Below are 25363 nucleotides of genomic sequence, written 5' to 3'. Positions count from 1 at the left end.
CATGATGAAAGCCACACGCACGATGTTGTCCGCGCTGAGCGTGGCCGTCGCCCTGGCCGCCGGCCACTGCCTGGCCGCGCCGAGCTATGCCGACCCGCAGGTCAGCCTGGTGATGACGCCGCAGAAGGTCGCCCAGGCTCAGGAGATCGACGCCTACACCCTGGGGGTGATGGCCTACACCTGGGGCTACCCGCTGGTGCGCCTGGAGCGGATCCTGCGTGAGTACATCGACGTACCGGCGAACAAGCCGCCGACCAGCTACCGCGCGCCGCTGAACCGCATCGGCTGGGCCACGGCGCTGTCCACCCCGGCGGACAAGGACATGCCCACGGCCAACAACGACACCCTGTACATGAGCGCGGTGGTCAGGCTGGACGAGCCCTACGTGCTGAGCGTGCCGGACACCGCCGACCGCTACTACGTGATCAACGTCTTCGACATGTACCACGACCTGGAGCACTACATCGGCCGCCGCGCCACCGGCACCGGCGCGGGGCGCTTCGCCCTGGTACCGCCGGGCTGGCAGGGGACCCTGCCCGAGGGCGTCAAGGCCCTGCCGGTGAGCACCGACAAGCTCTGGCTGTGGGGGCGCCTGCACATCCGCCAGGGCGAGGACCTGGCGCCGGTACTGGCGCTGCAGGAAGGGTTCGACCTGCGCCCGCTGAGCCAGCTGGGCAAGGCCGGCTACCAGGCGCCGAAGGAAGAGCTGCCGCCGTTGCCGTCGATCGAGGGCGACGACCTGGGCTTCTTCACGCACCTGGGGTACGCCATGCAGCACAACCGCATCAAGACCGTGGACGCGGCGCTGGCGGGGCAACTGCAGCGCATCGGGCTGAGCGCGGAACACGGCTTCGACCGTTCCAGACTCACCGCCGAGCAACTGCGCGGGCTCAAGCGCGCCCTGGCGGACGGCCCGCTGGTGGCCGGCAAGGCCACCATGACCTCCACCGTGCTGCGCAACGGCTGGAACGTGGCCATGGTCAACGAGTTCGGCTACGACTACCCCGGGCGCTCGGTCATGGCCGGCGCCTACCTGGGTGGCAACCTGGCGGAGGAGGCGGTCTACCCGATCCGCTTCACGGACGACCGCGGCAGGCCGCTCGACGGCCAGCACCCGTACCGCCTGACCTTCGCCAAGGCGCCGCCGGTCGGGGCCTTCTGGTCGCTGACGCTCTACAACGCCGGCGACAAGATGCTGGTGGACAACCCCATCGGCCGCTACAAGATCGGCTCGGACACCCCCGGCCTGCAGGTGGCGGCGGATGGTTCCATCAGCATCCCGATCCAGCACGACCAGCCCAGGAGCGAAGACAAGGCCAACTGGCTGCCGGCGCCCAAGGGCGCTTTCTACCTGCTGCTGCGCCTGTACCAGCCGGACGCCGCGATCCTCGACGGCCGCTACGCGCTGCCGCAGGTGAGCCGCGTCCAGTAGCGGAGCAGGGACCAGACGATTGGGTAGGGCGGATAACCGTTCGCGGTTATCCGCCGCTGGTCGTGCCACCGGAGCGTCCGGCGTGGCGGATGCCAATCGCGGACGGAGTCCGCTCCTACGTCGGTGCTTCCCGGAACCGTAGGGGCGGACTCTGTCCGCGATTTGGCGGATAACGCCGTAGGCGTTATGCGCCCTACGGGGAGCCCGAGCTTCGTGGGTCCGCACCACACCGAACGGTCCCCTCTCCCGCTTGCGGGGGAGGGTTAGGGAGGGGGTGCGGAGTCAGGGTTTGGCAGAGGTGCGTGGGCGAAGTCCGTCACCCTCTCCCCAACCCTCTCCCTGAAGGGAGAGGGGGCTGTCCCGAGCAAGCGGATAGCGCAGCGTCAGCCGGCAAACTCGTAGGGCGGATAACCGTTCGCGGTTATCCGCCGTTGGCCGATGCGCCGATACACGACGCAAACGGCGGATAACGCCGTAGGCGTTATGCGCCCTACGGGGAGCCCGGGAGCTTCGCGGTTTCGCATCGCGCCGAACGGTCCCCTCTCCCGCTTGCGGGGGAGGGTTAGGGAGGGGGTACGGAGTCAAGGTTTGGCAGAGGTGCCTGGGCGAAGTCCGTCCCCTCTCCCCAGCCCTCTCCCTGAAGGGAGAGGGGGCTGTCCCGAGCTGTCGGATAACGCAGCGTCAGCCGGCAAACTCGTAGGGCGGATAACCGTTCGCGCGGGGCGCGCAAAAAAATGGCGACCCGAAGGTCGCCCAAAACCACAGGTGCTGCTGCTCAGCGCACCCCGTCGCTGCGCAAGGCCGCGGGGGTGAATTTGGCGGCGGAGGAGGGTTCGCCGAAGCGGATCCAGCTCTTCTCCTCGTTCATCATGCCGCTGACCGCGTAACGGCCGGAGATCAGGTCGTACAGGCTTTCCAGGGCATACCAGGGCACCTGCTGCCTGTAGTCCTGGGTCAGCATGGCCTCGCCCACGCGCCACAGCTGGCCGCGGCCGTCGTACTGGTCGGACAGGGCGATGCTCCAGGAGTCCTCGTCGACGTAGAAGCGGCGCTTGGCGTAGATGTGCCGCTCGCCCGGCTTCAGGCTCGCTTCCACCACCCAGACGCGGTGCAGCTCGTAGCGCGCCAGGTCCTGGTTGACGTGGCCGGCCTTGAGGAGGTCCTCGTACTTGTGCTTCGGCGAGGCCAGCTCGTAGTTGTTGTAGGGGATGTAGATTTCCTTCTTGCCCACCAGCTTCCAGTCGTAGCGGTTGGGCGCGCCGTTGTACATGTCCAGGCCGTCGGAGGTGCGCAGGCCGTCGACTTCCGTGGTCGGGCTGTCATAGGCCACCTGCGGGGCGCGGCGCACGCGGCGCTGGCCGGCGTTGTACTGCCAGGCCATGCGCGGTTCCTTCACCTGGTCCAGGGAGTCGTGCACCAGCAGCACGTTGCCGGCCAGGCGTGCCGGCTCGGTGACGCGCGACTTGTAGTAGTACAGGAGGTTTTCCGCGTCCTTGGCGTCCAGGTCGGCCATGCCCTTGGGCACCGCCAGGTCCTCCTCGTAGCGGATGGCGGTGAAGGCGCCGTTGGTCTGCGGCGCCGCGGTGACCGAGGAGCGCAGGATGTTCACGCCGCGGAAGCGGGTGATGTGGTTCCACACCACCTCCAGGCCGTCCTTCGGGATCGGGAAGGCCACCCAGCGGCTGTCGGCGAAGCCCTGCAGGCCGTTGCCGCCTTCCACCAGGCTGGTCTTCAGGGCGCTGGTTTTGGCGGCCTGGTTGATGAACTCCGGGACCACGGTGGTGCGGTGGCTCGGGTAGACGTTCATCTTGTAGTCCGGGTAGCGCTTGAACAGCGCCAGCTGGCCCTCGGACAGCTTCGCCTTGTACTGCTCGAGGTTCTGCGCGGTGATGGTGAACAGCGGCTTCTCGCCGGCGAAGGGGTTGCCGGGGAAGCCCTTGGCGTCCACCGGGGCGGCGTTCTGGGCCAGGCCGCCGGTCCAGGCGGGGATGCTGCCGTCGGCGTTGCCGGCCTTCTCGGCGCCCAGCGGGGTGAGGCTGGCGCCCAGCTTGGCGGCCTCGTCCGGGGAGACCGCGGCCAGTACGCTGCCGGCCAGCAGGGACAGGGTGAAGACGCCGATCACTCGTAGTGCTTTGTTCATCGTTGAGTCCTCGCGGATTAGAAGTTCACGCCGACGCTGAACGCGAGGAAATCGCGATCGATCAGGGTGTTGTAGTCGCCACCGAAGAAGTTGGTGTACGACAGGCTGGCGGTGTAGGTGCTGCGGTAGTCGGCATCCAGTCCCAGGCTGATGGCCTTGGCGCCTTCGTTGAAGGTCGGGCCGTAGCCTTCCACGTCGTGGGACCAGGCGATGTTCGGCTTGAGGTTGATGCCGGCGATGGCGTTGCCGTAGTCGAGGATGGCGCGGGTGCGGTAGCCCCAGGAGGTGTTGGTGTAGAAGCCGTGGGTGTTGCCCGGCGCCCACTGGCCGTACTCGGGGGTGCGGCCGTAGCGCATGGAACTGGTGGGTTCCAGGTCGCTCAGGTGGGTCAGGCCCAGTTCGCCCACCAGGGTCAGGCGGTCGGCGCCCATCACCTGTTCGAAGAAGTGGGTGAAGGTGGTCTGCAACTGGGTCATCGGCTTGCGCTCGTAACCATGGTTGTCGGCACCGGGGGCGGTGGGCATGGTCGGCGAGGTGGTCGGCGCGATGGGGTTGAGCACCGCCAGGGAGATGTCCGGGGTGTTGATCTGCAGCGGCATGTTCGGCCGGTAGCTGACCTCGCCCTGCCAGGCGGTGCCGGTGGGCAGCGTGGTGGCGAAGCTCAGGCCGTAGAGGCGGATGTCCTCGGGGTACTCGATGAAGTAGTTGCTGTTGCCCAGCACGGTGCTCAGGGCCATGCTCTGGACCACCGAGGAGCAGCCCGGGCGGCCGCCGCAGGCAGCGCCGGTGGCGGCCAGGATGCGCCCCAGCGAGGCCAGGGTGTCGGCGCCGGCGGTCTGGCTGCTGTAGTAGGGGTTGCGGCTGTGGTAGTTCATCGCATAGGCGCCGTACTCCACGTCGTCGGTCATGAAGCGCAGGGCCAGGCCCCACTGGCCGCTGTCGCGCGGGTCGCGGTCGCCGCCGCGGGGCAGGATCACCCCTTCGTCGTTGGCGATGAAGCCCTGGCCGTTGGCCGCGGCGATCGGCTCGAACCGCGCCATCAGCGCGCCGAAGCCGGGCGCGGCGTTGTTGGCGTTGTTCAGGTTGCAGCCGTGGGGTACCACGTCGCCGCCGAAGAAGGTGCCGCAGTTGTCCAGCACCGTCTTGTCCCAGCCCAGTTGGTAGAAGCCTTCGGCGGAGAAACTGTCGGTGATGCTCTGCGACAGGTAGAACATGTTCACCGGCAGCAGCGCTTCCTTGATCTCGGCGCCGGGGCGGCGGATGGCGGAAACGTCGATGGGGTTGATGCTGTTGATGCTGTTGGGGATGAAGGTGCTCTCGCCCCAGCTCACCACCTGCTTGCCCAGGCGCACGCTGCCCGGCAGGTTGGAAATGTCGTAGTTGTGGTAGACGAAGGCATCGAGCAGCTGTGCGCCGGAGGAGCGGGCACCCTTGTCGCGGCCCTCGTCGCTGATGTCCTTGAACGGCCGGCTCTCGTCCTTGAGTTCGAAGTCGTACCAGTACTTGCCGCGGACGAACAGGCCGGTGTCGCCGTACTTCAGCTCCAGGTCGTGGATGCCCTTGAACAGCTTGGAGAAGGTCTCGCCCTTCTTGAAGTTCAGGCGGCCGTCGTCGGTGGTGTGGGTGGCGGTGTTGCCGCCGTTGTTGTAGCCGATGAAGTCCTGGTGGGGGCTCTGGGTACTCCAGCTGGCGCCGATCGACAGGGAGGAGTCGAACTGCCCCTCGATCTCGCCGATGCTGAAGTTGACGGCCTTGGCCGGGGCCGCGACGCCCAGGGCCACCGCCAGGGCCAGCAGCTGCGGTTGGAAGAAGCCAGGTCTTGTTATTGTTTTCATGTAGCGCTCCGGTGCTCGGTTGGAAGACTGCAGGCACAACCTATGTGGAGCGCCGGGCGCGGATAAGCGCGCGAAAGTACGAGTGGCGTGTCGGAAGAAGGTATGAGTCGTGCTGTGGCGCGGGTTTCAGCGGGGTTCAGCAATGCGATGAATGGTCCTTCATTCACTGGCCCGGTCAGACGTGAGAATTGTCCGAAGGAATTCACCCATGGCAACGCGCGCACCGGGCCAGTGCCCGGTGCGTTCGGAGGTCAGGAGGGCGCCGCGGGCGCGCGGATCAGATGAGATAGCCGCCGTCCACCGCCAGGCTGATGCCGGTGGTGTAGCTGGAGGCGTCGCTGGCCAGGTAGAGCACGGCGCCGGCCATCTCCTCGGGGTTGGCCACGCGCTTGAGCGGTACCCGCTGCAGGATGCCGTCGAGCACCGCCGGGTTCTGCACCAGGGCGGCGGCGAACCTGGTGTCGGTGGGCCCTGGCAGCAGCGCGTTGCAGCGCACGCCAAAGGGCGCGCACTCGCGGGCGAAGACCTTGGTCATGCTGATCACCGCGGCCTTGGTCACCGAGTAGATGCCCTGCAGCTCGCCGGGGCTGACGCCGTTCACCGAGGCGACGTTGACGATGCTGCCGCCTCCCTGTTCCTGCATCAGCCTGCCGGCTTCCACCGACATGTAGAATTAGCCGCGGATGTTGACGTCCACGGTCTTCTGGAAGGCGGCGACGTCGGTGTCCAGCACGTTGCCGTACTGCGGGTTGGTGGCGGCGTTGTTGACCAGGATGTCGAGGCGCCCGAAACGCTCGCGGATCCAGTCGAAGGTGGCCCGGACCTGCTCCGGCTCGCCGATGTGGCAGGCCACGGCAGAGGCCTTGCCGCCGGCGGCCTGGATGGCCTCGGCCACCGCCTGGCAGCCCTCCAGCCTGCGGCTGGAGACGATGACCTGGGCGCCCTGGCGGGCCAGCAGGTGGGCGATGGCCTCGCCGATGCCGCGGCTGGCGCCGGAGACGAAGGCGACCTTGCCGCTGAGGTCGAAGGGGGCGGGTGTGGACATGGGCTGCTCCGGGAATGCTGTCGGGAGGTGCCGGCCACCGCCCCAGGTCGGGTCAGGGGGCACGTCGAGGGGCGGGGCCGGCCAGGCGAGGATAGGCAGCGGGGTGGCGGGGCGATATCGCCCGGAAGTGCGATCAGGATGATGAATGGGATGATGGGGGCGGCGCGTGGCGAGCCGGCCCCGGGTGGTGCCTCAGGCCTGCTCGCGGGCCGGCAGCATGGCGCGCAGCACGTCGTCGCGGCGCACGTGGTGGTGCCAGATGGCCGCGGCGGCATGGCCGAGGATCAGGGCGAAGAGCAGGTACTGGGCGGTGACATGGAAGGCCTTGGCCGCCTCGCGCACGGCATCGGCAAGCGGCAGCGGCGGGATTTCCACCAGCCAGAACAGGCTCACCGGGCGCTTGCCGAACAGCAGGCCGCTGAGCGGCATCAGGATCAGCAGCGCATAGAGCAGGGCATGGCCGGCCTTGGCGGCCAGCAGGTTGAGCCGCTCGCTGGCCGGCAGCAGCTGTGGCGCGCCATGGCGGGCACGCACCAGCAGCCGCGCGACGGTCAGCAGCAGGACCGAAAGGCCCAGGGACTTGTGCAGGGTGAACACCCCGCCGGCGCCGCCGAGCAGGCCGGCGAACAGGTCCTTGCCGTAGGGCAGGGCGATGATGGCCAGCACCAGCAGGGCGCTGAGCCAGTGCAGGGTGATCTGGGCGGGGGTGTAGCGGGCTTGGGTCACGGGGCTTTCCTCATCACGTGCGTTGTCCTGCTCGCGGAAGGTGGCGAGCGGCATCCTTTTTCGTCGTGGGAATGGAGGAGGGTAACCGAAGGGGGTGGCCGCCGCCGAAGCGAAGGCGTTGCAATATGTTGTGGAGGGGGCCGTCGGCGGCCGTGGGCGTCGGGTTCAAGAGCCCCTCTCCCTAACCCTCCCCCGCAAGTGGGAGAGGGTTAGGGAGGGGGTGCGGCGTCAGGGTTGGCAGAGGTGCGTGGGCGAAGTCCGTCACCCTCTCCCCAACCCTCTCCCTGAAGGGAGAGGGGGCCGTTCGGCGTGCACGGATAACGCAGCGTCAGCCGGCAAGTCCGTAGGGCGAATAACCGTTCGCGGTTATCCGCCGTTAGCCCAAACACCGATGCCCGACGACGATGGCGGATAACGCCGTAGGCGTTATGCGCCCTACGGGTTTCCAGAGAAACCTCCGCGCGCACCGGAGCGCCCCTTCAGAAGGCCGAGCGAAACCGGCGCTCAGGAGGTCATGCGACATGGATGTCGCGAGAGCCCCGATCAGCACAGGGACGTGCTGTCGGGGCGGGCCTCCGTGGCGGGGGAATTCGTGAGGGTAGCCCGGCTCCATCGGGCCCGTATGCGGGGCAAGCCTCCTTGGTTACTTCTTTGGCGTTTGAAAGAAGTGACTCGCCCGAGGGGGCGAAACGAGAGATATCAACGCACTCGGAGCGGCGCGCTACACCAATCCCCAATCCACTGGTTTCCCGTGTTCGCGGGAATGACGATGGGGAGATAGGAGCACAGTGTCCCCCTCGCTCCTGCGAGAAGCGAAAGCGGCTCAGAACCCGCTTTCGCGCATGAAGACCGCCGCCAGGTGCATCAGGCCGTCGGCCAGCAGGCTGCGGCGCTGGCCTTCGATCTGCAGGTGGCCGCGGGTCTCGTGGAGGTTCGGCGGGGCTTCGTCGAGCTGCACCAGCACGTGGAACAGCGGGCTGCTGGGCACCAGCTGGTCGCCGTGGGGCTGCACCGCCAGGGGGCCGCCGTGGCGGGAGGCCAGGGCCGGCTGGCCGAGTTGGCCGATGCGCGTGGTGCCTATCTGCAGGACCTTGCCGGGGATCGCCCGGGGCACGCCTTCGGGGTAGAAGCGCACCGGGCTGCCTTCGCCCAGGCGCTGGATCTCGTCGGGGCCGACGTAGGCGTCCACCTGCCAGCTGCGTGGGTCGATGAGCACGCCCAGGGGCTCGCGGGTGCCGATCCACTGGCCGCTATGCCAGTCCGGGTTGAGGTCCAGCCACTGGCCGGCGAAGGGCGCCTGCAGGTTCAGCCGGGCGATTTCCGAGCGGGCGGCGCGGGCTTCCTGGAACTGCACGCCGTAGCGCTGGCGGGTGGCGGCTTCCTCGGCCAGGCCCGCGGGGTCGGCCAGCAGGCCGGCCAGGCGGGCGCGGTAGCCCTGCATGCTGGCCTCGTTGCCGGCCAGGCGCAGGGTGATGTCCGGCTGGTCGAGCACCACCAGGGTCTGCCCGGCCTGCACCTGGCCGGCCTTGCGCACTTCCTGCAGCAGCGCCGGGAAGGGCGCGTAGAGGCGCACCTGGTGCTCGGCGCGGGCCAGGCCCACGGCGTGGATCTGGCTGCGCCAGGGGATGGCCACCAGCAGCAGGATGGCCGCCAGCAGAACCAGGAAGAGATGGCGGCGGCCGCGGCGCACTTCGCCGCGGTGCTGCCACCAGTGTTTCAGTTCGCGCCAGATCGGCTGCACGATGAACCAGGAGATTTCCACGGCGAACAGAAAGATCCCGAGCAGTTTGAAGAAGAACAGGTAGACGGTCACCGCGATGCCGAGGAACAGCACCAGGCGGTACACCCAGGTGACCATGGCGAAGGCCACCAGCAGGCGCCGCTGGCGCGCCGGGAAGGCTTCCGGCCAGGCCTCCTCGAGCCCCAGCAGGTTGCGCCGCAGGGTGACCTTGGCCAGGGCCGTGGCGCGCTCGTGCAGGTTGGGGAAGTCGAGCAGGTCGGAGAGGATGAAGTAGCCGTCGAAGCGCATGAAGGGGCTGGCGTTCAGCGCCAGGGACAGTGCCCAGCTGGTGGTGGCCAGGTACAACAGGGCGTTGCGCAGCGGGCCCGGGTCGCTCAGCGCCCAGCCCAGGGTGGCGAGCCCGGCCAGGCCCAGTTCGGTGAGGATGCCGGCGCTGGCGATGGCCAGGCGCTGCCGCGAGCTGCGCAGCTTCCAGCTTTCGCCGGTGTCGGTGTAGAGCATCGGCCACATCACCACGAAGGCGATGCCCATGTGCGCCACCTTCAGCCCCAGGCGCGTGGCCACCAGGGCGTGGCCCAGCTCGTGGAGGGTCTTGGCCACCACCAGGGCCAGGGCGAAGCTGAGCAGGCCCTCGGTGGAGAAGGATTCCACCACGTCGTGGCGGAAGCTGTCCCACTGGTGCGCCACCAGGACGATGCCGAGCAGGCCCAGGCCCACCACCAGCACGCCGGTGAAGGGATGGAACAGCCAGCCCAGGGCGCCGGCCAGGCGCCGCAGGTGGCGCTGCGGGTGCAGCAGCGGGATGCGGAAGAACAGGTAGTGGTGCAGCCACCACTTCCAGGTCAACCACTGGTTGCCCTCGCTGGCCTCGCGCAGGCGCTCCAGGGCCTGGGCGCCGGGGCGCACCAGCTGGTGGCGCTCGAGGAACGCGCGAAAGCCCAGGACCTGCTCGGCGTCGGGCTTGAGCGCGGTCTGCTCGGCGATCTCCTCGGCGATGCGCCGCGGCGTCTGCTCCCAGCGCAGCAGGCATTCGAACTCCAGCCAGCCGATGCGGAAGAAGCGGTTGGTGACGTTGTCGTGGATCACCCAGGCCGGTTCGCCGTCGCTGTTGGTGCCGGCCTCGGCGATGTCGAGGTCGTCGCGCAGCGGCGGCGTGGGCAGGTCCTCGAGGGCGGCGTCCATCACCAGCCCGTCCAGGCGCGGGCGGCGGCCAGGGGCCGGCGCAGCAGGTAGTAGCCCAGCGGCACGCGCTCGCCATAGAGCTTGGCGGTGCCGTGCAGGCCCAGGCGGGCGTGCTGCGGGGCGCCCTCGACGCTGGCCAGCAGGCGGTAGGAGGCCACGCCGTCCTCGCCGGGGCGCGCCTCGTAGCTGGTCTCGAGGATTTCGCCGTGCAGCGGCGACAGCGGGTAGGCGGTGAGGAACAGGGTGACCGGCGCGCCGCTGTCCAGGGCGATGGCGTCGGCCACCGGCAGCTGGATGCGCATGCCCGGCTGGCTGGGGTCGGCGACCTGGAGGATGCGCTCGCCGGTGACCACCGGCTTGCCCAGCCAGTCGTTGGGGTCGCTGTACACCGCCACCCCCGCGCGCGGCGAGAGCACCGTGGTGCGCGCCAGTTGCGCCTGCACCGCGGCCAGCTCGGCGCGGCGCTGCCGCGCGGTGCCGTTGAGCACCGCCAGCTCGCCCTTGCTCTGCGGGTTGTCGAAGGCCCGCTGGCTGGCGGCCAGCAGTTCGGCGTCGGCCACCGCGACTTCCTTGGCCAGCACTTCGGCGCGGCTGCGCAGGGTGGTCTCGTCGAGGGCGAACAGCGGGGTGCCGACCGTGACGCTCTGGTTCGGCCGCACCAGCATGCGGGCGATCACCCCGTCGATCGGCGAGCTGATCACCTGGGCATTGCGCGACACCACTTCGGCCGGGGCCAGCGCGGTCTGCCGCACCGGCACCAGCAGCATCACCGCCAGCACCACCGCGGCGAGCAGCAGCTGGCGCTTGCCGGGGCGCCAGAAACGCAGCGAGCGCGGCTTGCCGAAGGCGGCCCAGCAGTGCGCCCAGGTCTGGAAGACGCCCTGCAGCAGGCTCTCCACCGAGGGCGCCGGGGCTTCGTCGAGGAGGAACACCAGCAGCCCCAGGCGCTGGCCGTGGCGGTCATGCAGGGGGATGACCCAGAGCCCGCCGGGCCACCATTCGGCCCAGCCTTCGGCGATGTCCTCGGGCACCTCCAGGGCCTCGCGGGGCAGCCAGCGCGGCGCGGCGTCCTGCACCTGGCCGCTCAGCCAGCGCCCGGCGCGGCGCAGCCAGACCAGGTAGGGCGAGTCCTCGGTGGGCCGCGCCAGGCCCGAGATGCACAGCAGCTCCAGCTGCTGGCCGTGCTGGGCCAGCACCAGCGCCTGGTGGAAGCGCAGCAGGGCGTAGAGGTCGTTGGCCATGGAGAAGGCCAGGGCGTTCAGCGACTCCGCGGCCAGGGCGCGGTCGCGCAGGTTGGCCAGGCTCAGCAGCAGCTGGGGTGGCGGGAACATCTCGCTCATGGCCGCTCACTCTTGCGCATCGGGGAAGCGCGCGGTACCGCTCATCCCCGCGATCAGTTCAGGATAGGCCGCATCCAGGCGCGCCTCCAGCTCGACGGTCTGGGCCACGGCGTCGACCCGCGCGTTGATGGCGCTGACCTTGGCCGGGTAGCGCTTGCCGGTCTCGTGGATCTCCACCTCCACGGGCATGCCCGGCTTCAGCCGCGGCAGCAGGGTAGAGGGCACGTTCAGGCGCACCTTGAGGGCGCCGTCGCTGACCAGGTCGAACAGCGGCGCGCCGGCCTGCACGGTCTGGTACGGCTTGACGTAGACCTTGGCCACGCGCCCGGCGAAGGGCGCCTGGATCTGGCAGTAGCCGGCCTGGGCGCGGGCCAGGGTGAGGGCGCCCTCGGCCTTGCTCACCTCGGTGGTGGCCATGGCCACTTCCAGTTCGCCGGCGGCGTCGAGCTTCTGCAGGTTGCGCTTGGCCGCCAGGTTCTGCCGGGCCATGCCCAGCTCGGCGCTGGCGACCTTGGCGCGGGCCTGCACCTCTACGCATTCGAGCTGGGCCAGCAGGGCCTGCTTGGCGACCTTCTGGCCAAGGCTGGCCTTGAGCTCGCCGAGGGTGCCGTTCATCTGGCTGGACAGGGTGGTCTCCAGGTCCGACACCAGCAGCACGCGGATGGCGTTGGGTTCGTCGCCGGCGGCCGGCGGCGGGAGGGCGGGGTCGCCGTCGGCGGCGAACGCCGACGGCAGCAGGGCGAGGAACAGGCAGGGCAGGAACGACAGGTACGGCTTACGGCTGTGCGGCATTGGCGCTTCCTTCGTTGCTGCTGGAGAGGGTGCTGTTGCCCGTGCCGTTGCTGGCGGTCAGCAGGTTGCTGCCGGTCTCCTGCTCCAGGGTGCGCTGGATTTCCCGGGCCAGGGTCTTCACGTCGTGGTTCTCCACCTTGTCCGGCAGCACCGAGAAGCCCACCGAGTTGTACAGCCGGCCCCAGGCGGCCTGGGCGTCGGAGTAGGCGGCCTCGCGCTGGTAGCGCGAGAGCAGGTAGCGGCCCTCGGCGCGGATCAGCTCGAGCTCCGTGCCCAGGGCGGCGCTGCGGGCCTTCTGGGCGTAGTCCAGCAGGCTCTTGTCGACGCGCAGGCTGTCGTCGGCGAACTCCACCTCCTGGCGCGCCAGCTGGTAGCGCAACAGGCCGACGCGGACCTGGGTGAGGATGGCCATGGACAGCGCGGTGCGGCGCATGTCGTCGGTCTTGGCCTGGGTTTGCTGGGCGGTCTTCAGCGCCGGGTACTGCAGCAGGCGCAGCAGGTTGATGGAGACCTGCACGCCGGTCTCGTTCCAGTGGTTGTTGTACAGGTACTTGTTGGAGTCGTACTGGTAGCCGTAGTTGACGCTGACGTTGGGCCACAGCTGGGCCTTGGCGATCTTCAGGTCGTTCTCGTCGACGCGCTTGCGGTACCACTCCTCCATGATCTCCGGGCGGTGCTGCAGCGACAGCTGCTCCAGCTTCTCGACGTTGCCGGTGACCATGGGCAGCGGCTGCTCGCGGGTGTCGGCCAGGACCATCTTCGAGTTCGGCGGCAGCGACATCAGCGCGGCCAGCTCGGCGCGGGCGAACTCCAGGTCCTGGCGGCGCACGGTGAGCATGTACACCGAGTCGAGCAGGGCGCGCTGGTAGGCGAGGATGTCCTGGCGCGGCAGCAGGCCCTGGTTCTCGGCCTCGCGGGCGGCGGTCAGGGCGCGGTGGGTGCGCATCAAGAGGTTGTCCACCTCCGGCAGCAGGCGCTGGGCGCCCAGGGCCCGCCAGTAGGCGTTGCGCACGTCCTGCAGGACGTTCTGGGCGACGCGCTCGCGGCGTTCCTCGGCCATGAGGATCTGGTCGGCCTTCTGCTGGGTGCGGTAGTAGGCCACGCCGAAGTCCAGCAGGCTCCAGGACAGGCCCAGGCTGTCGATGTCGCGGTAGCGCTCCTCGGAGGTGGACGGGCGCAGGGAGACCTGGCGGTCCTGGATGCCGATGGAGGTGCCGCCGGAGTCGTTGTTGCGCCCGGCGTAGCCGGCAGAGGCCACCAGGCGCGGCAGCATCTCGTGGGCGGTGACGTCGCGCAGGTCGGCGGCCAGGGCGCTTTCCAGCAGCTTCAGGCGGTAGTCGAGGTTGTATTTCAGGGCCCGCGCGGCGGCCTCGTAGAAGGTGATGGGGGCGGTCACCGCTTCCTGCTCGCGGTACATGCGCGCCTGGTCGTCGATGACGCGCTGGCGCATTTCCTGTTCGTCGTAGGGTTTGGACTCCATCAGCGAGGAGCAGGCGGCGAGCGCAGTGCTGACGGCGATGATGGCACTCAAGGCCTTGAGGCGATGTCCCGGCATAAGCGTTCCTTGATCCATGCGTGGTTTTCTCTGTCGGTCCTGATTCAGTTGGCGCTGCCCCGGCGTTGCGCGGCCTGGCGTAGCTGCTCGCGGAAGCCGCGGGCGGTCTGCGCGGGCTTCTCGGCCGGCACCAGGTCGCTGGCGCGCGGCGCCCACAGCGAAGGCTCGCTGAGCAGGCCGTCGGCGCTGAGGTTGGCCCGGCCGTGGCGGCCGAGTATCCAGGCCATTTCCTGCTCGCTGGCCTTGCGGCTTTCGGCTACTGCCTGGGCCACGTACTGGCCGGGCACCAGGCCAAGGCCCGCGCCGACCGACTGCGACTCGACCTCGGGTGTGAGGAAGAGGTCGGCGCGGTTGCCATCCACGTGCCACATGGATTGCATGAGGCGCTGCTCGATGCGCTCGACCTCCGGCAGCACGAAGATCGCCGGCTGCAGGTCGAGGTTGACGGGCGGCGGCGCGCGGTCGCCGGAGCGCCCGCCGAAGTAGGGGCCGGCCGGTGGCTGGATGTACGGCGAGGCGATGTCCAGGGTGAGGACCAGCTGGGCCTGGTCGGTGGCGCCGGTGAGGTCGGCGACGGTGTAGGTGAAGATGTCCTGCAGCACCTGGCCCAGGCCGGCGGCGGCGAGCACCTCGGGGTTGGTCATGTCGATGCTGTAGGTGTAGCTGCCGTCGGCATTGAGGGTGAGGAAGCCGTAGCGCCCGGCGAGTACCTGGCCGATGGCGCCGGCGCTGCCGCTGCCGTTTTCCGCGCCGGCGCGCACGCCGACCACGGTGAGGGCGTCGCCGCCGTCCACGTCGCTGTCGTTGGGCAGCACGTTGCCGCTGGCCTGGGGCGCCACCACCTGGTCGCTGGCGACGTTGCCGTCGTCGCGCGCCACCGGGTTGTCGTCGGCGCCCTGGATGACCACGGTCAGGCGCGCATCGGAAGTGGCGCCGGCAGTGTCGCGCATGCGGTAGGTGAAGACCTCGCGCAGCGTCTGGCCTGCGGTGCGCAGGGCCTGCACCACGGGGTCGGCGTTGTTCACCTCGTAGCGGTAGCTGCCGTCGGTGTTGAGCAGCAGGGTGCCGTAGCGGCCCTGCAGCACGCTGCCGGCATTCGCCGCGGCGCCGGTTTCGCTGCTCACCGTGAGTACCTGGCGCGTCTCGCCGTTGGCCACGCCGTCGACGTCCTGGTCGTTGTCCAGCACGTTGCCGGTGGGGTTCACCCCCGGGGTGCCGTTGTTCACCCCGCCGGCCTCCACGGCGATGGCGCTGTCGTCCCGGGCGATGGGGGTGTCGTTGGCGCCGTGGATGACGATCACCAGCTGGGTGCTGCTGGTGGTGAACCAGCGGTCGGCGATGGTGTAGGTGAACACGTCGGACAATGTCTGGCCGGCGATGCGCAGGGCCTGCACCTCGGGGTTGGCGTTGTCCACCCGGTAGCTCCAGCTGCCGTCGGCGTTGAGCGTGAGGGTGCCGTAGCGGCCCTGTAGCGGCACGCCCACCACGCCGTCGGGCGGGGTGCCGGTGTCGGTGCCGGTGCGTACCTCGGTGACGGTCAGCGGGTCGTTCTCCAGGTCGGTGTCGTTGCTCAGCACGTTGCCGCCGGGGTCCACGCCGGGGACGTTGTTGTTCAGGCCGCCGGCCTCGGTGGCGTCGCCGCTGTCGGGGTTGGCCACCGGTGGCGAGTTGAGGCCGAACACCACGATGTGCAGTTGCGCCAGGTCCACCAGGCCGCCGCCGTCGCGCACTTCGTAGGTGAAGTAGTCGCTGAGGGTTTCCAGCAGGCCCAGCTCTTGCACGGCCGGGTTGCTGTTGTCGACGTGGTAGGTGTAGGTGCCGTCGGCGCCGATGATCAGTTGCCCGTAGAGGCCGTTGACGATGGTGCCGTTGGCGTTGCTGGTGCCGGCGCTCACCGCCTGCAGGGTGCCGCCGGCGCTTTCCTGGCCGCTGCGGATGCCGCTGACGTTCTTGCTGTCGCCGGCGTCCACGTCGGTGTCGTTGTCCAGCACGTTGCCGCTGGGGTCGAAGCCGTCGCTGATGTCCGGCTTGGCGGCCAGGGCGAGGTCCAGGTCGTCGTTGGCCACCGGGGTGTCGTAGGCGCCGCGGATGGTGAGGGTGAGCTGGGCGATGTCGGTGGCCCCGGCGGTGTCGTGCATGCGGTAGCTGAAGGTTTCCACCAGCGTCTCGCCGGCCTTGAGCGCCTGTACCCGGGCGTCCTGGTTGTTCAGCACGTAGCTGAAGGCGCCGTTGGCGCCGAGGGTCAGCACGCCGTACTGGCCGGCGATCACCTGGCTGCCGTTGACCGCGGTGAAGGTGCCGTTGGCGGCCTCGGTGCCGGTGCGGATGCCGTCGACCGTCTTGCTGTCGCCGGCGTCCACGTCGGTGTCGTTGGTCAGCACGTTGCCGCTGGGGTTGCTGCCCGGGGTGCCGTTGTTCACCCCGCCGGCCTCGACGGCCTCGGCGCTGTCGTCCAGCGCCAGGGGGTTGTCGTCGCGACCCTGGATGGTGATGGTCAGGGTGGCGGTGGTGGTGGCGCCGGCCAGGTCGCGCAGGGTGTAGGTGAAGACTTCCTGCAGGGTGTCGCCGGCGGTGCGCAGGGCCTGCACCCGCGGGTCGGCGTTGTTCAGCACGTAGCTGAAGCTGCCGTCGGCGTTGAGCGTCAGGGTGCCGTAGGTGGCGGCGAAGGCGCTGCCCACGGTGCCGATGCTGACGCCCTGGCGGAAGCCGGCCACGCTGAGCACGTCGCCGGCGTCCACGTCGCTGTCGTTGCCCAGCACGTTGCCGCTGGGGTTGCTGCCGGGCGTGCCGTTGTTCAGGCCGCCGGCCTCGATGGCGGTGGCGCTGTCGTTCTGCGCCACCGGGGTGTCGTTGGCGCCGCTGATGGTGATGGTGAGGGTGGCCTGGTCGGTGGCCTGGGCGGTGTCGATCACCGTGTAGGTGAAGGTGTCGACCAACTGGTCGGCGCTGCTGCGCAGGGCCTGCACCCTTGGGTCGCTGTTGTCCAGGCGGTAGCGGTAGCTGCCGTCGGCGTTGAGCGTCAGCCAGCCGTACTGGCCGCGCAGCTCCACGCCCAGGCTGCCGGCGCTGCCGCTGCCGGACTCGGCGCCGGTGCGCACGGCGCTGACGCTGGTGGTCTCGCCGTTGGCCGGGGAGTCGACGTCGCTGTCGTTGCCCGGCCCGGCCGGGTCGGTGAGCAGCACGTTGCCGGTGGGGTCGACGCCCGGCTGGTTGTTGTTGATGCCGCCGGCCTCCACCGCGGCGGCGCTGTCGTCGCGGGCCACGGGGTTGTCGTTCTGGCCGTGGATGACGATCAGCAGGAAGGACGGCTCGGAGAAGCCGCCCTCGCCGTCGGTGAGGGTGTAGGTGAAGCCCTCGAACAGGCGGTCGGTGTCCAGCCGCAGCGCCTCGACGTCGGGGTTGGCGTTGTTCAGGGCGTAGCTGTAGGTGCCATCGACGTTGATGGTCAGGGTGCCGTAGGTGCCGTCGATGATGGTGGGGCCGGTGCTCGACAGCGGGGTGCCGTTCACCGTGGCCACGCTGATCGGGTCGCCATCCGGGTCGGTGGCGTTGAGGGTGATGTCGCCGCTGGGGTCGCTGCCGGGGGAGGTGTTGTTCACCCCGCCTTTTTCCACGGCGGTGGCCACCACCACCTGGGCCACCGGCGGGTCGTTCACCCCGCGGATGGTGATGACCAGCTGGGCGCGGTCGGTGAGGCCCTCGGTGTCGGTGATCTCGTAGGTGTAGATGACCTGGATGGTCTGCCCGGCGGGCAGGTTTCGGATGGTGATGTTGTCGCTGTTGACGTCGAAGGTGAAGGAGCCGTCGGCGCCTATGGTGAGGGCGCCGAAGGAGTCCGGGTCGGTGACCTGGGCGCCGTTCTGCTCGGCGTAGGTGGCCTGGATCACGGTGCCGTTGCTGGTGGAGGTGCTGTCCGCGGCCACCAGTGTCATGCCGGGGTTGGACAGCTCGGTGGCCGAGCTGATGCCGGTGACGTGCAGGTTGGTGTTGGGCCGGTCGACGCGGTCGACGTCGCTGTCCACGCCGTTGCCGCCGGGCTGGGTGGCCGGTCCCGGGCGGCTGGGGAAGAGGATGACGTTGCCGCTGGGGTTGCTTTCCAGCGTGGGGTCGTTGGTGGCGGCGGCCTGGGCCGAGGCCTGGTCGTCGCTGGCCACCGGGTTGTCGTAGTCGCCGTTGAGGGTGATGCGCAGCTCGGCCAGGTCGCTCAGGCCGCCGGCGTCGGTGACGCGGTAGGTGAAGTATTCGAACAGCTGGTCGCCTGGCACCAGCCGCTGCACCGCGGTGTTGCCGTTGTCCACCACGTAGGTGTAGCTGCCGTCGGCGTTGATGGTCAGGGTGCCGTAGGTACCGGCGATGACCGTCGGGGTGCCGTCGACGACGTCGGTGATGCCGCCGGAGGCCGACTCGCGCAGGTTGCGGATGCCGGTGACGGCCTTGGTCTCGCCGTTGGCCGGGCTGTCGACGTCGGTGTCGTTGGTCAGCACGTTGCCGCTGGGGTTCACGCCCCCGCTGCCGTTGTCCACCCCGCCGGCCTCCACCGCGGTGGCGTCGTCGTTGACGCCCACCGGGGTGTCGTTGGCGCCGTGGATGGTGATGGTGATGGTCGAGGTGGCCGTGGCGCCGGCGATGTCGCTGATGGTGTAGGTGAAGGTTTCCGTCAGCGTCTGCCCGGACAGCCTGAGTGCCTGCACTGCCGGGTTGTTGTTGTCGACGATGTAGGTGGTGCCGCCGGCGGCGGAAATGACCAGCGTCCCGTAGGTGCCGCCGACCAGGGTGAAGGCGTTGGCCGGCACGCTCTGCTGGTTGCCGCCCTGGGGCCCGGCGCTGATCACCCGCAGCACGTCGTTGTTGGTGGCGATGTCGACGTCGGTGTCGTTGGTCAGCACGTTGCCGCTGGGGTTGCTGCCGGGGGTGCCGTTGTTGGTGCCGCCGGCCTCGATGGCGTCGGCCGTGTCGGGGTTGGCGACAGGCGCGTCGTTGACCGGGTCGACGATGATCTGCACCGTGTCGATGTCGACCAGGTCGTCCCCCGGCTGCCCGGGAATGCCATCGTTGTCGGCGTCGCCGAAGTTGCCCTGGTCATGGGTTTCCATGGTCAGGGTCTCGCCGTCGCGGAAGGTGTTGAAGTCCTGGTTGCCCTTGTAATAGACCTGCGACAGCAGCACGTTCAGCTGCTGCAGGGTGCCGGTGAGCACCAGGGTGTTGCTGGCGCCGCCGGGCGGCGTGGCGTTCGGCGCCGGCGTCGTGGCGCTCTGCCAGAGCACGCCGTGCTGCACCGTGAGGGTGATGCTGAGGATGCCGCTGCCGGCGTCGGAGTCGGCCACGGCCAGGCCGCCCAGGTGCAGCACCGTGTCTTCCTGGCCGTGCTGCCCGGCGAGGGTATTGATCGGTGCCTCGTTGATGTGCACGTAGCCGGCGTCGGCGGTGCCGCTGGCGCCTTCGCCCAGGGCAACGTTGACGCTGCCCAGGCCGCTGGCGCTGGTGCCGGTGTCGGTATCGATGCGCACGTGGAAGCGGTTGGTGGCGCTGAGCTGGAAGTTCTGCGGCACCACGATCAGGTAGTTGCCGGCCGGCAGCAGGGCGAACTCGTAGTGGCCGTTGGCGTCGGTGAGGGTGCTGAACACGCGGTCGTCGCCATTGCCGAAGATACCGTCGGCGCCGGCCCAGGTCAGCTGCACGGTCAGCCCGGCGAAGCCGGTGCCGTCGGGCGTGGTGCTGTTGTCCGCCGACGGGGTGTCGTCCCACAGGGTGCCCTGCACCAGGCCCAGGCCGGCGCCTTCGCTGAGCACGTAGTTGTTCAGCCCGGCCGTGCCGTCCTGGCCGGTGCGTTCGCCGTCGGCGCTGCCGCCGGTGCCGGGCAGCGAGCCACCCCAGCCGCCGGTCTCGAAGGCGGTCGGCAGGCTGGTCCAGGTCAGCACCGCGGCGCTGGCCGCGTTGTCCGGGACCACGGTGTTGGGCACGGTGACGGTGTAGATCACCTGCACCTTGTCGCCCACCGCCAGGCGGTCGAAGTCGATGGCGATGGCGCCGTTGGCGCTGACGCTGACCCCCGCCGGCAGGCTGGCCAGGTTCAGCGCCGCGCCGTTGATCAGGATGCTCTGCACCTGGTAGTTGCTGCCGTTGGGGAACTGGTCCTGCAGGTGCACGTTGTAGGCCGGTATCTCGCCGTTCTGGGTGAAGCTCACCGAGACCGTGGTGGTCGTGGTGCCGACGCCCGGCAGGATGTCGATGACCTGCTTGTCCAGGCCGGTGAAGCCCGGCTCCACCACGCGCTCGAAGAGGATGTCGCTCTTGCCGCGGTCGACGTCCTCGCCGGGCAGGCCGACGTGCTCGAAGGCCTGCACCCCGAGGCTGGCGCTGCTCTGGTTGCTGGCCACGTTGGTGACGCGCACGTTGAACTCCAGCACCACGCCTTCGATGTCGGCGTCGCTGGTCTCGGTGTTGGTCAGGTTGCCCAGGTTGAAGGTCGCCGTCTGGCTGCCGTCGGGGTTGGTCACGATGGTCACGCGGCTGCCGTCGAACAGGCCGCTGGGCACCACGCCGCTGAGGTCGGCGTTGAGCGGCTGGGCCACGGCGCTGTTCTGGTTGCCCTGCATCCAGATGCTGCCGCCGGTGACCAGGGTGGCGTCGCTGGACAGCCCGTTGAGGTTGCTCGACACCAGGGCGATGAGGATGTTGTTCAGGTCGGCCGGGATGAACTCCAGCCCGGCGGCCAGCTCGATGCGGATCTGGTAGTTGGGGTTGTCGCCGGTGGGCACCAGCACCGCCACGCGGTAGCGGATCACCTCGCCCACGGCCACCGTCTCGGTGATCCCGGAGGTGTCGGTTGCGCCGCTGCCGTTGGTGGGCGGCGGGGTGTCCTGCATGCCGCCGACGTGGGAGATGCGGATGCCGTTGCTGACCGGGAAGGGCAGGATGGAGTTCAGCCGGTAGTCGTTCAGGGTGCCGCCATCGAGCACGCCGTCGGCGCCGGTGCGTTCGCCGGCGTTGGCGCCGTCGAGGCTGGTCCACTGCACCTGGGCGACGTTGCTGAACACCGCCTGGCCGGCGGCGCTGGCGTTCACCGTGCCGCGCAGGTGCAGGACGATGCTGCCGCCCTTGGAAATGTCGATGTTGGCGCCGCTGGCGGTGACCAGCTGGCCACCCTGGATGACGAAGTCGACGCCGCCGTTGTTGGTGGCGCCCGAGTAGATGACACCGGTGATGGTCACGCCGTCCAGCTCGCTGGGCAGGGTGTCCAGCAGGCTGATGTCGAAGGCGGCATAGTCGTTGGCGCCACTGCCGTTGCGAATGGTGATGGTGAAGTCCACCACGTCGCCTTCGTCGAAGCCGCCGAAGTCGGGCGTGGTGTCGACGGTCTGGGTGACCTGCAGGGTGGGCTCGCGCAGGGTGACGGTCGGCGCGCCGCCGCTGAGGTCGACCTGGCGGTCCAGCGGCGTGGCGCCGTTGGGCGTGTCGCCGTCGGGGTCCTGGTAGTGCAGGTTGGCGCTGTTCTGCAGCGACTTGTTGGCCTGGTTGCCGATGACGTTGCTGGCCACCAGCTGCACGCGGATGACGAAGGTGTTGTTGCCGGTGTTGTTGTCCGCGCTGGTGGCGAAGGCACTGAAGCTGAAGCGCGCGTCGACGCCGTCGGCGCCCAGGGTGCCGCCGACGCCGGCGATGCCGCTGATCACCACGTTGCCGGCGAAGTCCTGGGCCAGGCTGCCTCCGCTGCCCGCGGCGGTGAGGATCAGCTGGTAGCCCAGGCCGCCGTTGAAGCTGGTGTCCAGGCGCATGCCCGGCGGGATCAGGTCGTCGATGCTGAGGTTGCTGGTGCTGCCCTCGGGCAGGCGCACGACGATGTCGTAGAGCATGCTCTCGCCGACCACCAGGTTGCTGCCGGTGGTGTGGCTGGCGCTGGAGTCGCCGTCGTCCAGGCTGCCGCCGGCGAAGACCTTGCTGATCACCGGCGCGGCCACCTGCTGGTTGGCCAGCTCGGTGAGGTCGGCGCCGGGGAGGAAGTCGCTGCCGCCCTCGACGCTGGCGTAATGGGACAGGCTCGCCGTGCTCTGCAGGGTGCGGCTGGCGGCCACCGAGGTGTTGACGGTGACGTCGTAGGTGATGACGACGATGTTCTGCCCGCTGTTGTCGGCGGCGGTGCCGGACCGCCCGGGCAGCAGCGTGGCCACGGCCCCGGCGTCGAGGAAGGTGATGGTGTTGCCCGAGACGCTGTAGTCCACGTTCAACTGCAGCAGGGTGCCGTCGCCGCGGTAGATCTGCAGGTTGGCCGCGGCCAGGCTGCCGCCGACGAAGGCCAGGTCCGGCGGCAGGGTGATGCTGGTGACCACGTCGAAGGCGCCGCCGCCGCCGCTGTTCTCGATGGCGGTGGCCAGGCGCAGGGTGTCGCCGGCGTCGATGCCGCTGACGTCGCCGTTGATCGCCGCAAGGTCGGTGACGTTGCCGCTGAAGGGCTTGCCGCCGGTGCCCGGCGCGGTCCAGGTGCCGCTGGTGCCGGTGACCGTGCCGTTGCTGCTGGAGACCACGCCGTGCTTGATGTCCAGCACCGGCTCGGCGATGGATACCACTTCCTCGACGTCCGAGGACAGCAGCGGGGTCTGGTCGATGGTGGTGGTCTGGCTGGACTGCGCCAGCACGTCCAGCGAGCGCTGGTCGGCGAAGGGCTGGTCGCCGACGCGCAGGGTGAAGGTGACGACGATCTTGCCGCCGGCGATCTGGCTGATCTGGTAGTCGCCGAAGTCGAACACGATGGAGTTGCCGGGGCCGACGGACACCGTGACCGCCCGTCCCGGGTCGCTGTCGCCGGCGCCGAAGTTCCACTGGTTGACGCCATTGCCCTGGACCAGGGTGCCAAGGCTGCTCACGTCCAGCAGCGGCAGCGGCAGGTAGGCGGTGAGCTGGAAGTTCTCGTAGTCGCCGGTGACCAGGTCGTAGGACAGCTGGAAGGTCACCAGGTCGCCCGGGCGCAGTTCGCCGGAGGCCGGCGGGGTGCCACCGTTGACCTGGACGATGTCGATGTCCACCTGGCTGGTGGCGATGGTGCTGCTGGTGCTGGAGCCGTCGCTCTGGTCGCCGCCGATGTTGACCACGTCCTCGAGCACGGTGGCGGTGACGGTGGCGTTGTTGCCGAAGCTGTCGCCTTCGTTGATCTCGCTCTGCGGGTAGGTCGAGGTGTAGGCCTGGTTGATGAAGACGTTGTAGCTGATCACCGCGGTGGTGGCGGCGGTCTGCACGTCGTCGAAGGCCAGGTCGCCGAACAGCGCGCCGAGCAGCTCCGAGGCCTGGCGCAACGACTCGCCGATGTCGATGACGATGGTGGTGGTGCCGTCGGCGTTGGCGGTGGCGGTGTAGAGCAGGTTGATGGTGCCGGTGGCGCCGTTCTGGCTGACGGCCATGGTCAGCGGGCCGGTCAGCGTCTGGCCGTCGGCGAGGGTGTCGGTGATGGTGAACTGGCCTTCGCGGAGGATGTTCTCGCCGAAGGCGAAGTAGTCCGACAGGGCCACGTTGAGCACGTAGCGCAGGGTGTCGCCCGGGCTCAGGCCGGTGGTGCCGACGTCGGTCTGCAGCACCGCCTGCTTCTGCAGGGTGATGGCCTTGGCGACGAACTCGCCGCCGGTGCCGTCGCCGGTGGCGCTGAAGTCCACGTCGGTGGCCGGTGGCGTCAGGTCGCGCGGGTCCAGCGGCGTCCACTTGCCGCTGGCGCTGGGGGCACCGAAGTCGATGGTCACCGGGTTGCCGGTGGCGGGGTCGAGCACGGCGTTGCCGTCGGCGCCCACTTCCGGCACGTAGAAGGTGACGGTGGAGGTGGTCGGTGCGCTCAGGGTCGCGTAGGTGATGCTGTAGGAGGTGATGAAGATGCTGTCGCTGGCGATGGCCGCGGCGATCGCCGCCGGGTTGGTCAGCACCGTGCCGTCGAGCAGGGTGATGGAGGTCAGGGTGCCGCCGGCGCCGGGGGTGATGGCGGTGACCTGGACGTCGCCCGGCACGCTCTGGGTAATGACCACGTTGTGCAGCGTCTGGCCGCTGGCCGGGGTGACGGTGACCGTCTGGTTGTGGGTGAAGTTGGGGCCGGTGGCGGTCTCGCCCTCGGTCATGTCGATGCTCTGGGTGAGGTCGACCAGGGTCGGGTGGACCAGCAGCGGGTGCAGGGTGGCCTCCACCAGGCTGGGGTCGACCGTGGGGTTGTTCAGCGAGTCGTTGCCGTACTCGAAGCCGCCGCGGGCGCTGATGGTCAGGTCCGGGTTGCCGCCGGTGAGGCTGGTGTCGGCCAGGTTGCTCAGCCGCGCGGTGATCTGCAGGGAGATGGTCGGCTGGTCCTGGGACACGCTGGCGTAGGGCACCTGCAGCACCACCATCTGGTCGCCCGGACGCATGCCGACGCTGGCGGCGGTGATCACCAGCGGGTTGCCATCCGCGCCCTTGGCCAGCGGGTGGGTGGCGTTGCCGTTGGCGTCGAAGGTGACGACAAAGGATTTCACCGGCTGCCCCAGGTAGGTGGCGCTGACGAAGCTGATGCCGTCGTCGCCGTCCTTGCCGGTGGCCGGCAGGAACAGGTCGACGTAGGGGGCATAGCCGACCTGGCTGGAGGCGTTGCTCAGGTCGACGGTGAAGGTGAACTGGTCGCCGATCAGCACGTCGCTGTCGGGCATGCCGATGCTCACCGTCGGCGCGGCGTCGGCCAGCAGGCCCTGGAAGCTGGCCAGGGTGCTGGCGGACAGGGCGATGCTCTTGTCCAGGTCGCCGTGGCGTACCTCCAGGTTCCAGTCGCCGCCGGCCGAGCCCGCCCCGGTGGCGTTGCTGGAGGCGCCGACGTCGGCGCCGGTCCATTGCGCCAGGCGGTCGACCAGGGCCTGGCCGGCGGAGCCCGCGCCCACGGCGCAGCCATAGAGCTGGATGTCCGCGCCGGCCTGCAGCTCGCCACGCCAGCCGCTCAGGGTGCTGCCGAACTGGTCGAGGTTGGCCGCGGTGAAGGTCTGGTTGCCCAGGGTGAACTGGCCGGAGGCGCCGTGGGAGAAGATCTGGATCGAGTCGACCTTGCCCAGCTGCGCCAGGGTGGCGCTGATGGCAGCCAGGGCGTCCTGGCCGGCGTCCACCACCAGGGTGGTGACGTTGGCGGCGAGGTTGGCGGTTAGCTGTTCGCGGTTCTCCACCCGGCTGTCCAGCACCACCAGGGTGCGCGACTGGCCCGGGGCCTTGGCTGCTGCGGCCTGGGCGTCCGGGGTGCTGGGCGTGTGGCTGGCGTCGGCCTGGCCGGCCGGGTCGGTGTCGTGGTGTTGCTGGTCGGCGGCGGATGCGGCGGCGCCATCGAAGAGGATCCTGGGCTCCAGCGCCAGGGCCTGGCCACGGGGACGGAAAGCGGCAGCCGGGCGGCTCGGTTTCGGCATGTCCATACGAATACCCACATCGGAAATCGTCAGCGATCGAAAACAACGCCCGGACTTCTAACGCGAGCATTTCCTGGCCCTTAGCCTAGTCAGGAATCGTGAAGTTGCTCAGATTTGTTACATCAATTCCTTAAGGAAGTTTCTGAGGTATATGCATTAGATGAATGAGTGCTTGCGGAAGTATTTCATGACCG

General features: G+C 69.2%; 9 protein-coding genes and 1 pseudogene. 1 reads left to right on the top strand and 9 read right to left on the bottom strand.

What is annotated here, in order from left to right; translation table 11 throughout:
• Positions 1 to 4: 4 nt before the first annotated feature.
• Positions 5 to 1432, top strand: a complete 1428-nt coding sequence (locus PKO50_RS16620; protein WP_275630347.1) for a DUF1214 domain-containing protein — start codon at positions 5 to 7, stop codon at positions 1430 to 1432.
• Between the two features lie 775 nt (positions 1433 to 2207).
• Here the strand turns inward: PKO50_RS16620 and PKO50_RS16615 are convergent.
• The 9 genes and pseudogenes from PKO50_RS16615 to PKO50_RS16575 form a co-directional block, all read right to left on the bottom strand.
• On the bottom strand, positions 2208 to 3572 hold the full coding sequence (locus PKO50_RS16615) for a DUF1329 domain-containing protein (RefSeq protein WP_109932430.1): 1365 nt from the start codon (positions 3570 to 3572) through the stop codon (positions 2208 to 2210).
• Positions 3573 to 3589: 17 nt separating this feature from the next.
• The gene (locus PKO50_RS16610) at positions 3590 to 5407 is read right to left on the bottom strand and encodes a DUF1302 domain-containing protein (protein WP_275630346.1); all 1818 of its coding nucleotides are present in this window, start codon (positions 5405 to 5407) and stop codon (positions 3590 to 3592) included.
• 277 nt (positions 5408 to 5684) lie between these two features.
• Positions 5685 to 6452: pseudogene (locus PKO50_RS16605) on the bottom strand (SDR family oxidoreductase).
• 192 nt (positions 6453 to 6644) lie between these two features.
• Complete coding sequence (locus PKO50_RS16600; RefSeq protein WP_275630345.1) at positions 6645 to 7178, bottom strand: cytochrome b; 534 nt, start codon at positions 7176 to 7178, stop codon at positions 6645 to 6647.
• A gap of 823 nt (positions 7179 to 8001) precedes the next feature.
• Positions 8002 to 10101, bottom strand: a complete 2100-nt coding sequence (locus tag PKO50_RS16595) for an HlyD family efflux transporter periplasmic adaptor subunit (RefSeq protein WP_275630344.1) — start codon at positions 10099 to 10101, stop codon at positions 8002 to 8004.
• Positions 10101 to 11441, bottom strand: coding sequence for an HlyD family efflux transporter periplasmic adaptor subunit (locus PKO50_RS16590; protein WP_109932250.1), 1341 nt, complete (start codon positions 11439 to 11441; stop codon positions 10101 to 10103). Before PKO50_RS16590 ends, PKO50_RS16595 begins: the two co-directional genes overlap by 1 nt.
• A 6-nt stretch (positions 11442 to 11447) precedes the next feature.
• A complete protein-coding gene (locus tag PKO50_RS16585; protein WP_109932248.1) occupies positions 11448 to 12233 on the bottom strand; it encodes an efflux RND transporter periplasmic adaptor subunit in 786 nt (261 codons plus the stop codon).
• Positions 12217 to 13788 (bottom strand): TolC family protein, encoded by a 1572-nt coding sequence (locus PKO50_RS16580; protein WP_109932246.1) that lies wholly within the window; start codon positions 13786 to 13788, stop codon positions 12217 to 12219. Before PKO50_RS16580 ends, PKO50_RS16585 begins: the two co-directional genes overlap by 17 nt.
• 44 nt (positions 13789 to 13832) lie before the next feature.
• Positions 13833 to 25175, bottom strand: a complete 11343-nt coding sequence (locus tag PKO50_RS16575) for a VCBS domain-containing protein (RefSeq protein WP_275630343.1) — start codon at positions 25173 to 25175, stop codon at positions 13833 to 13835.
• Positions 25176 to 25363: the final 188 nt, after the last annotated feature.

This window comes from Pseudomonas sp. 273, from assembly GCF_029201425.1.
GTDB classification, from domain to species: domain Bacteria; phylum Pseudomonadota; class Gammaproteobacteria; order Pseudomonadales; family Pseudomonadaceae; genus Pseudomonas; species Pseudomonas delhiensis.
The sequence above is the reverse complement of the archived record's forward strand: the minus strand, read 5'-3'. Positions and strand labels throughout refer to the sequence as shown.

Excerpts from the sequence above, each read along its gene's own strand:
- PKO50_RS16620 (WP_275630347.1), top strand. The coding sequence starts at position 5 with ATGAAAGCCACACGCACGATGTTGTCCGCGCTGAGCGTGGCCGTCGCC.
- PKO50_RS16615 (WP_109932430.1), bottom strand. The coding sequence starts at position 3,572 with ATGAACAAAGCACTACGAGTGATCGGCGTCTTCACCCTGTCCCTGCTG.
- PKO50_RS16610 (WP_275630346.1), bottom strand. The coding sequence starts at position 5,407 with ATGAAAACAATAACAAGACCTGGCTTCTTCCAACCGCAGCTGCTGGCC.
- PKO50_RS16595 (WP_275630344.1), bottom strand. The coding sequence starts at position 10,101 with ATGGACGCCGCCCTCGAGGACCTGCCCACGCCGCCGCTGCGCGACGAC.
- PKO50_RS16590 (WP_109932250.1), bottom strand. The coding sequence starts at position 11,441 with ATGAGCGAGATGTTCCCGCCACCCCAGCTGCTGCTGAGCCTGGCCAAC.
- PKO50_RS16585 (WP_109932248.1), bottom strand. The coding sequence starts at position 12,233 with ATGCCGCACAGCCGTAAGCCGTACCTGTCGTTCCTGCCCTGCCTGTTC.
- PKO50_RS16580 (WP_109932246.1), bottom strand. The coding sequence starts at position 13,788 with ATGCCGGGACATCGCCTCAAGGCCTTGAGTGCCATCATCGCCGTCAGC.
- PKO50_RS16575 (WP_275630343.1), bottom strand. The coding sequence starts at position 25,175 with ATGGACATGCCGAAACCGAGCCGCCCGGCTGCCGCTTTCCGTCCCCGT.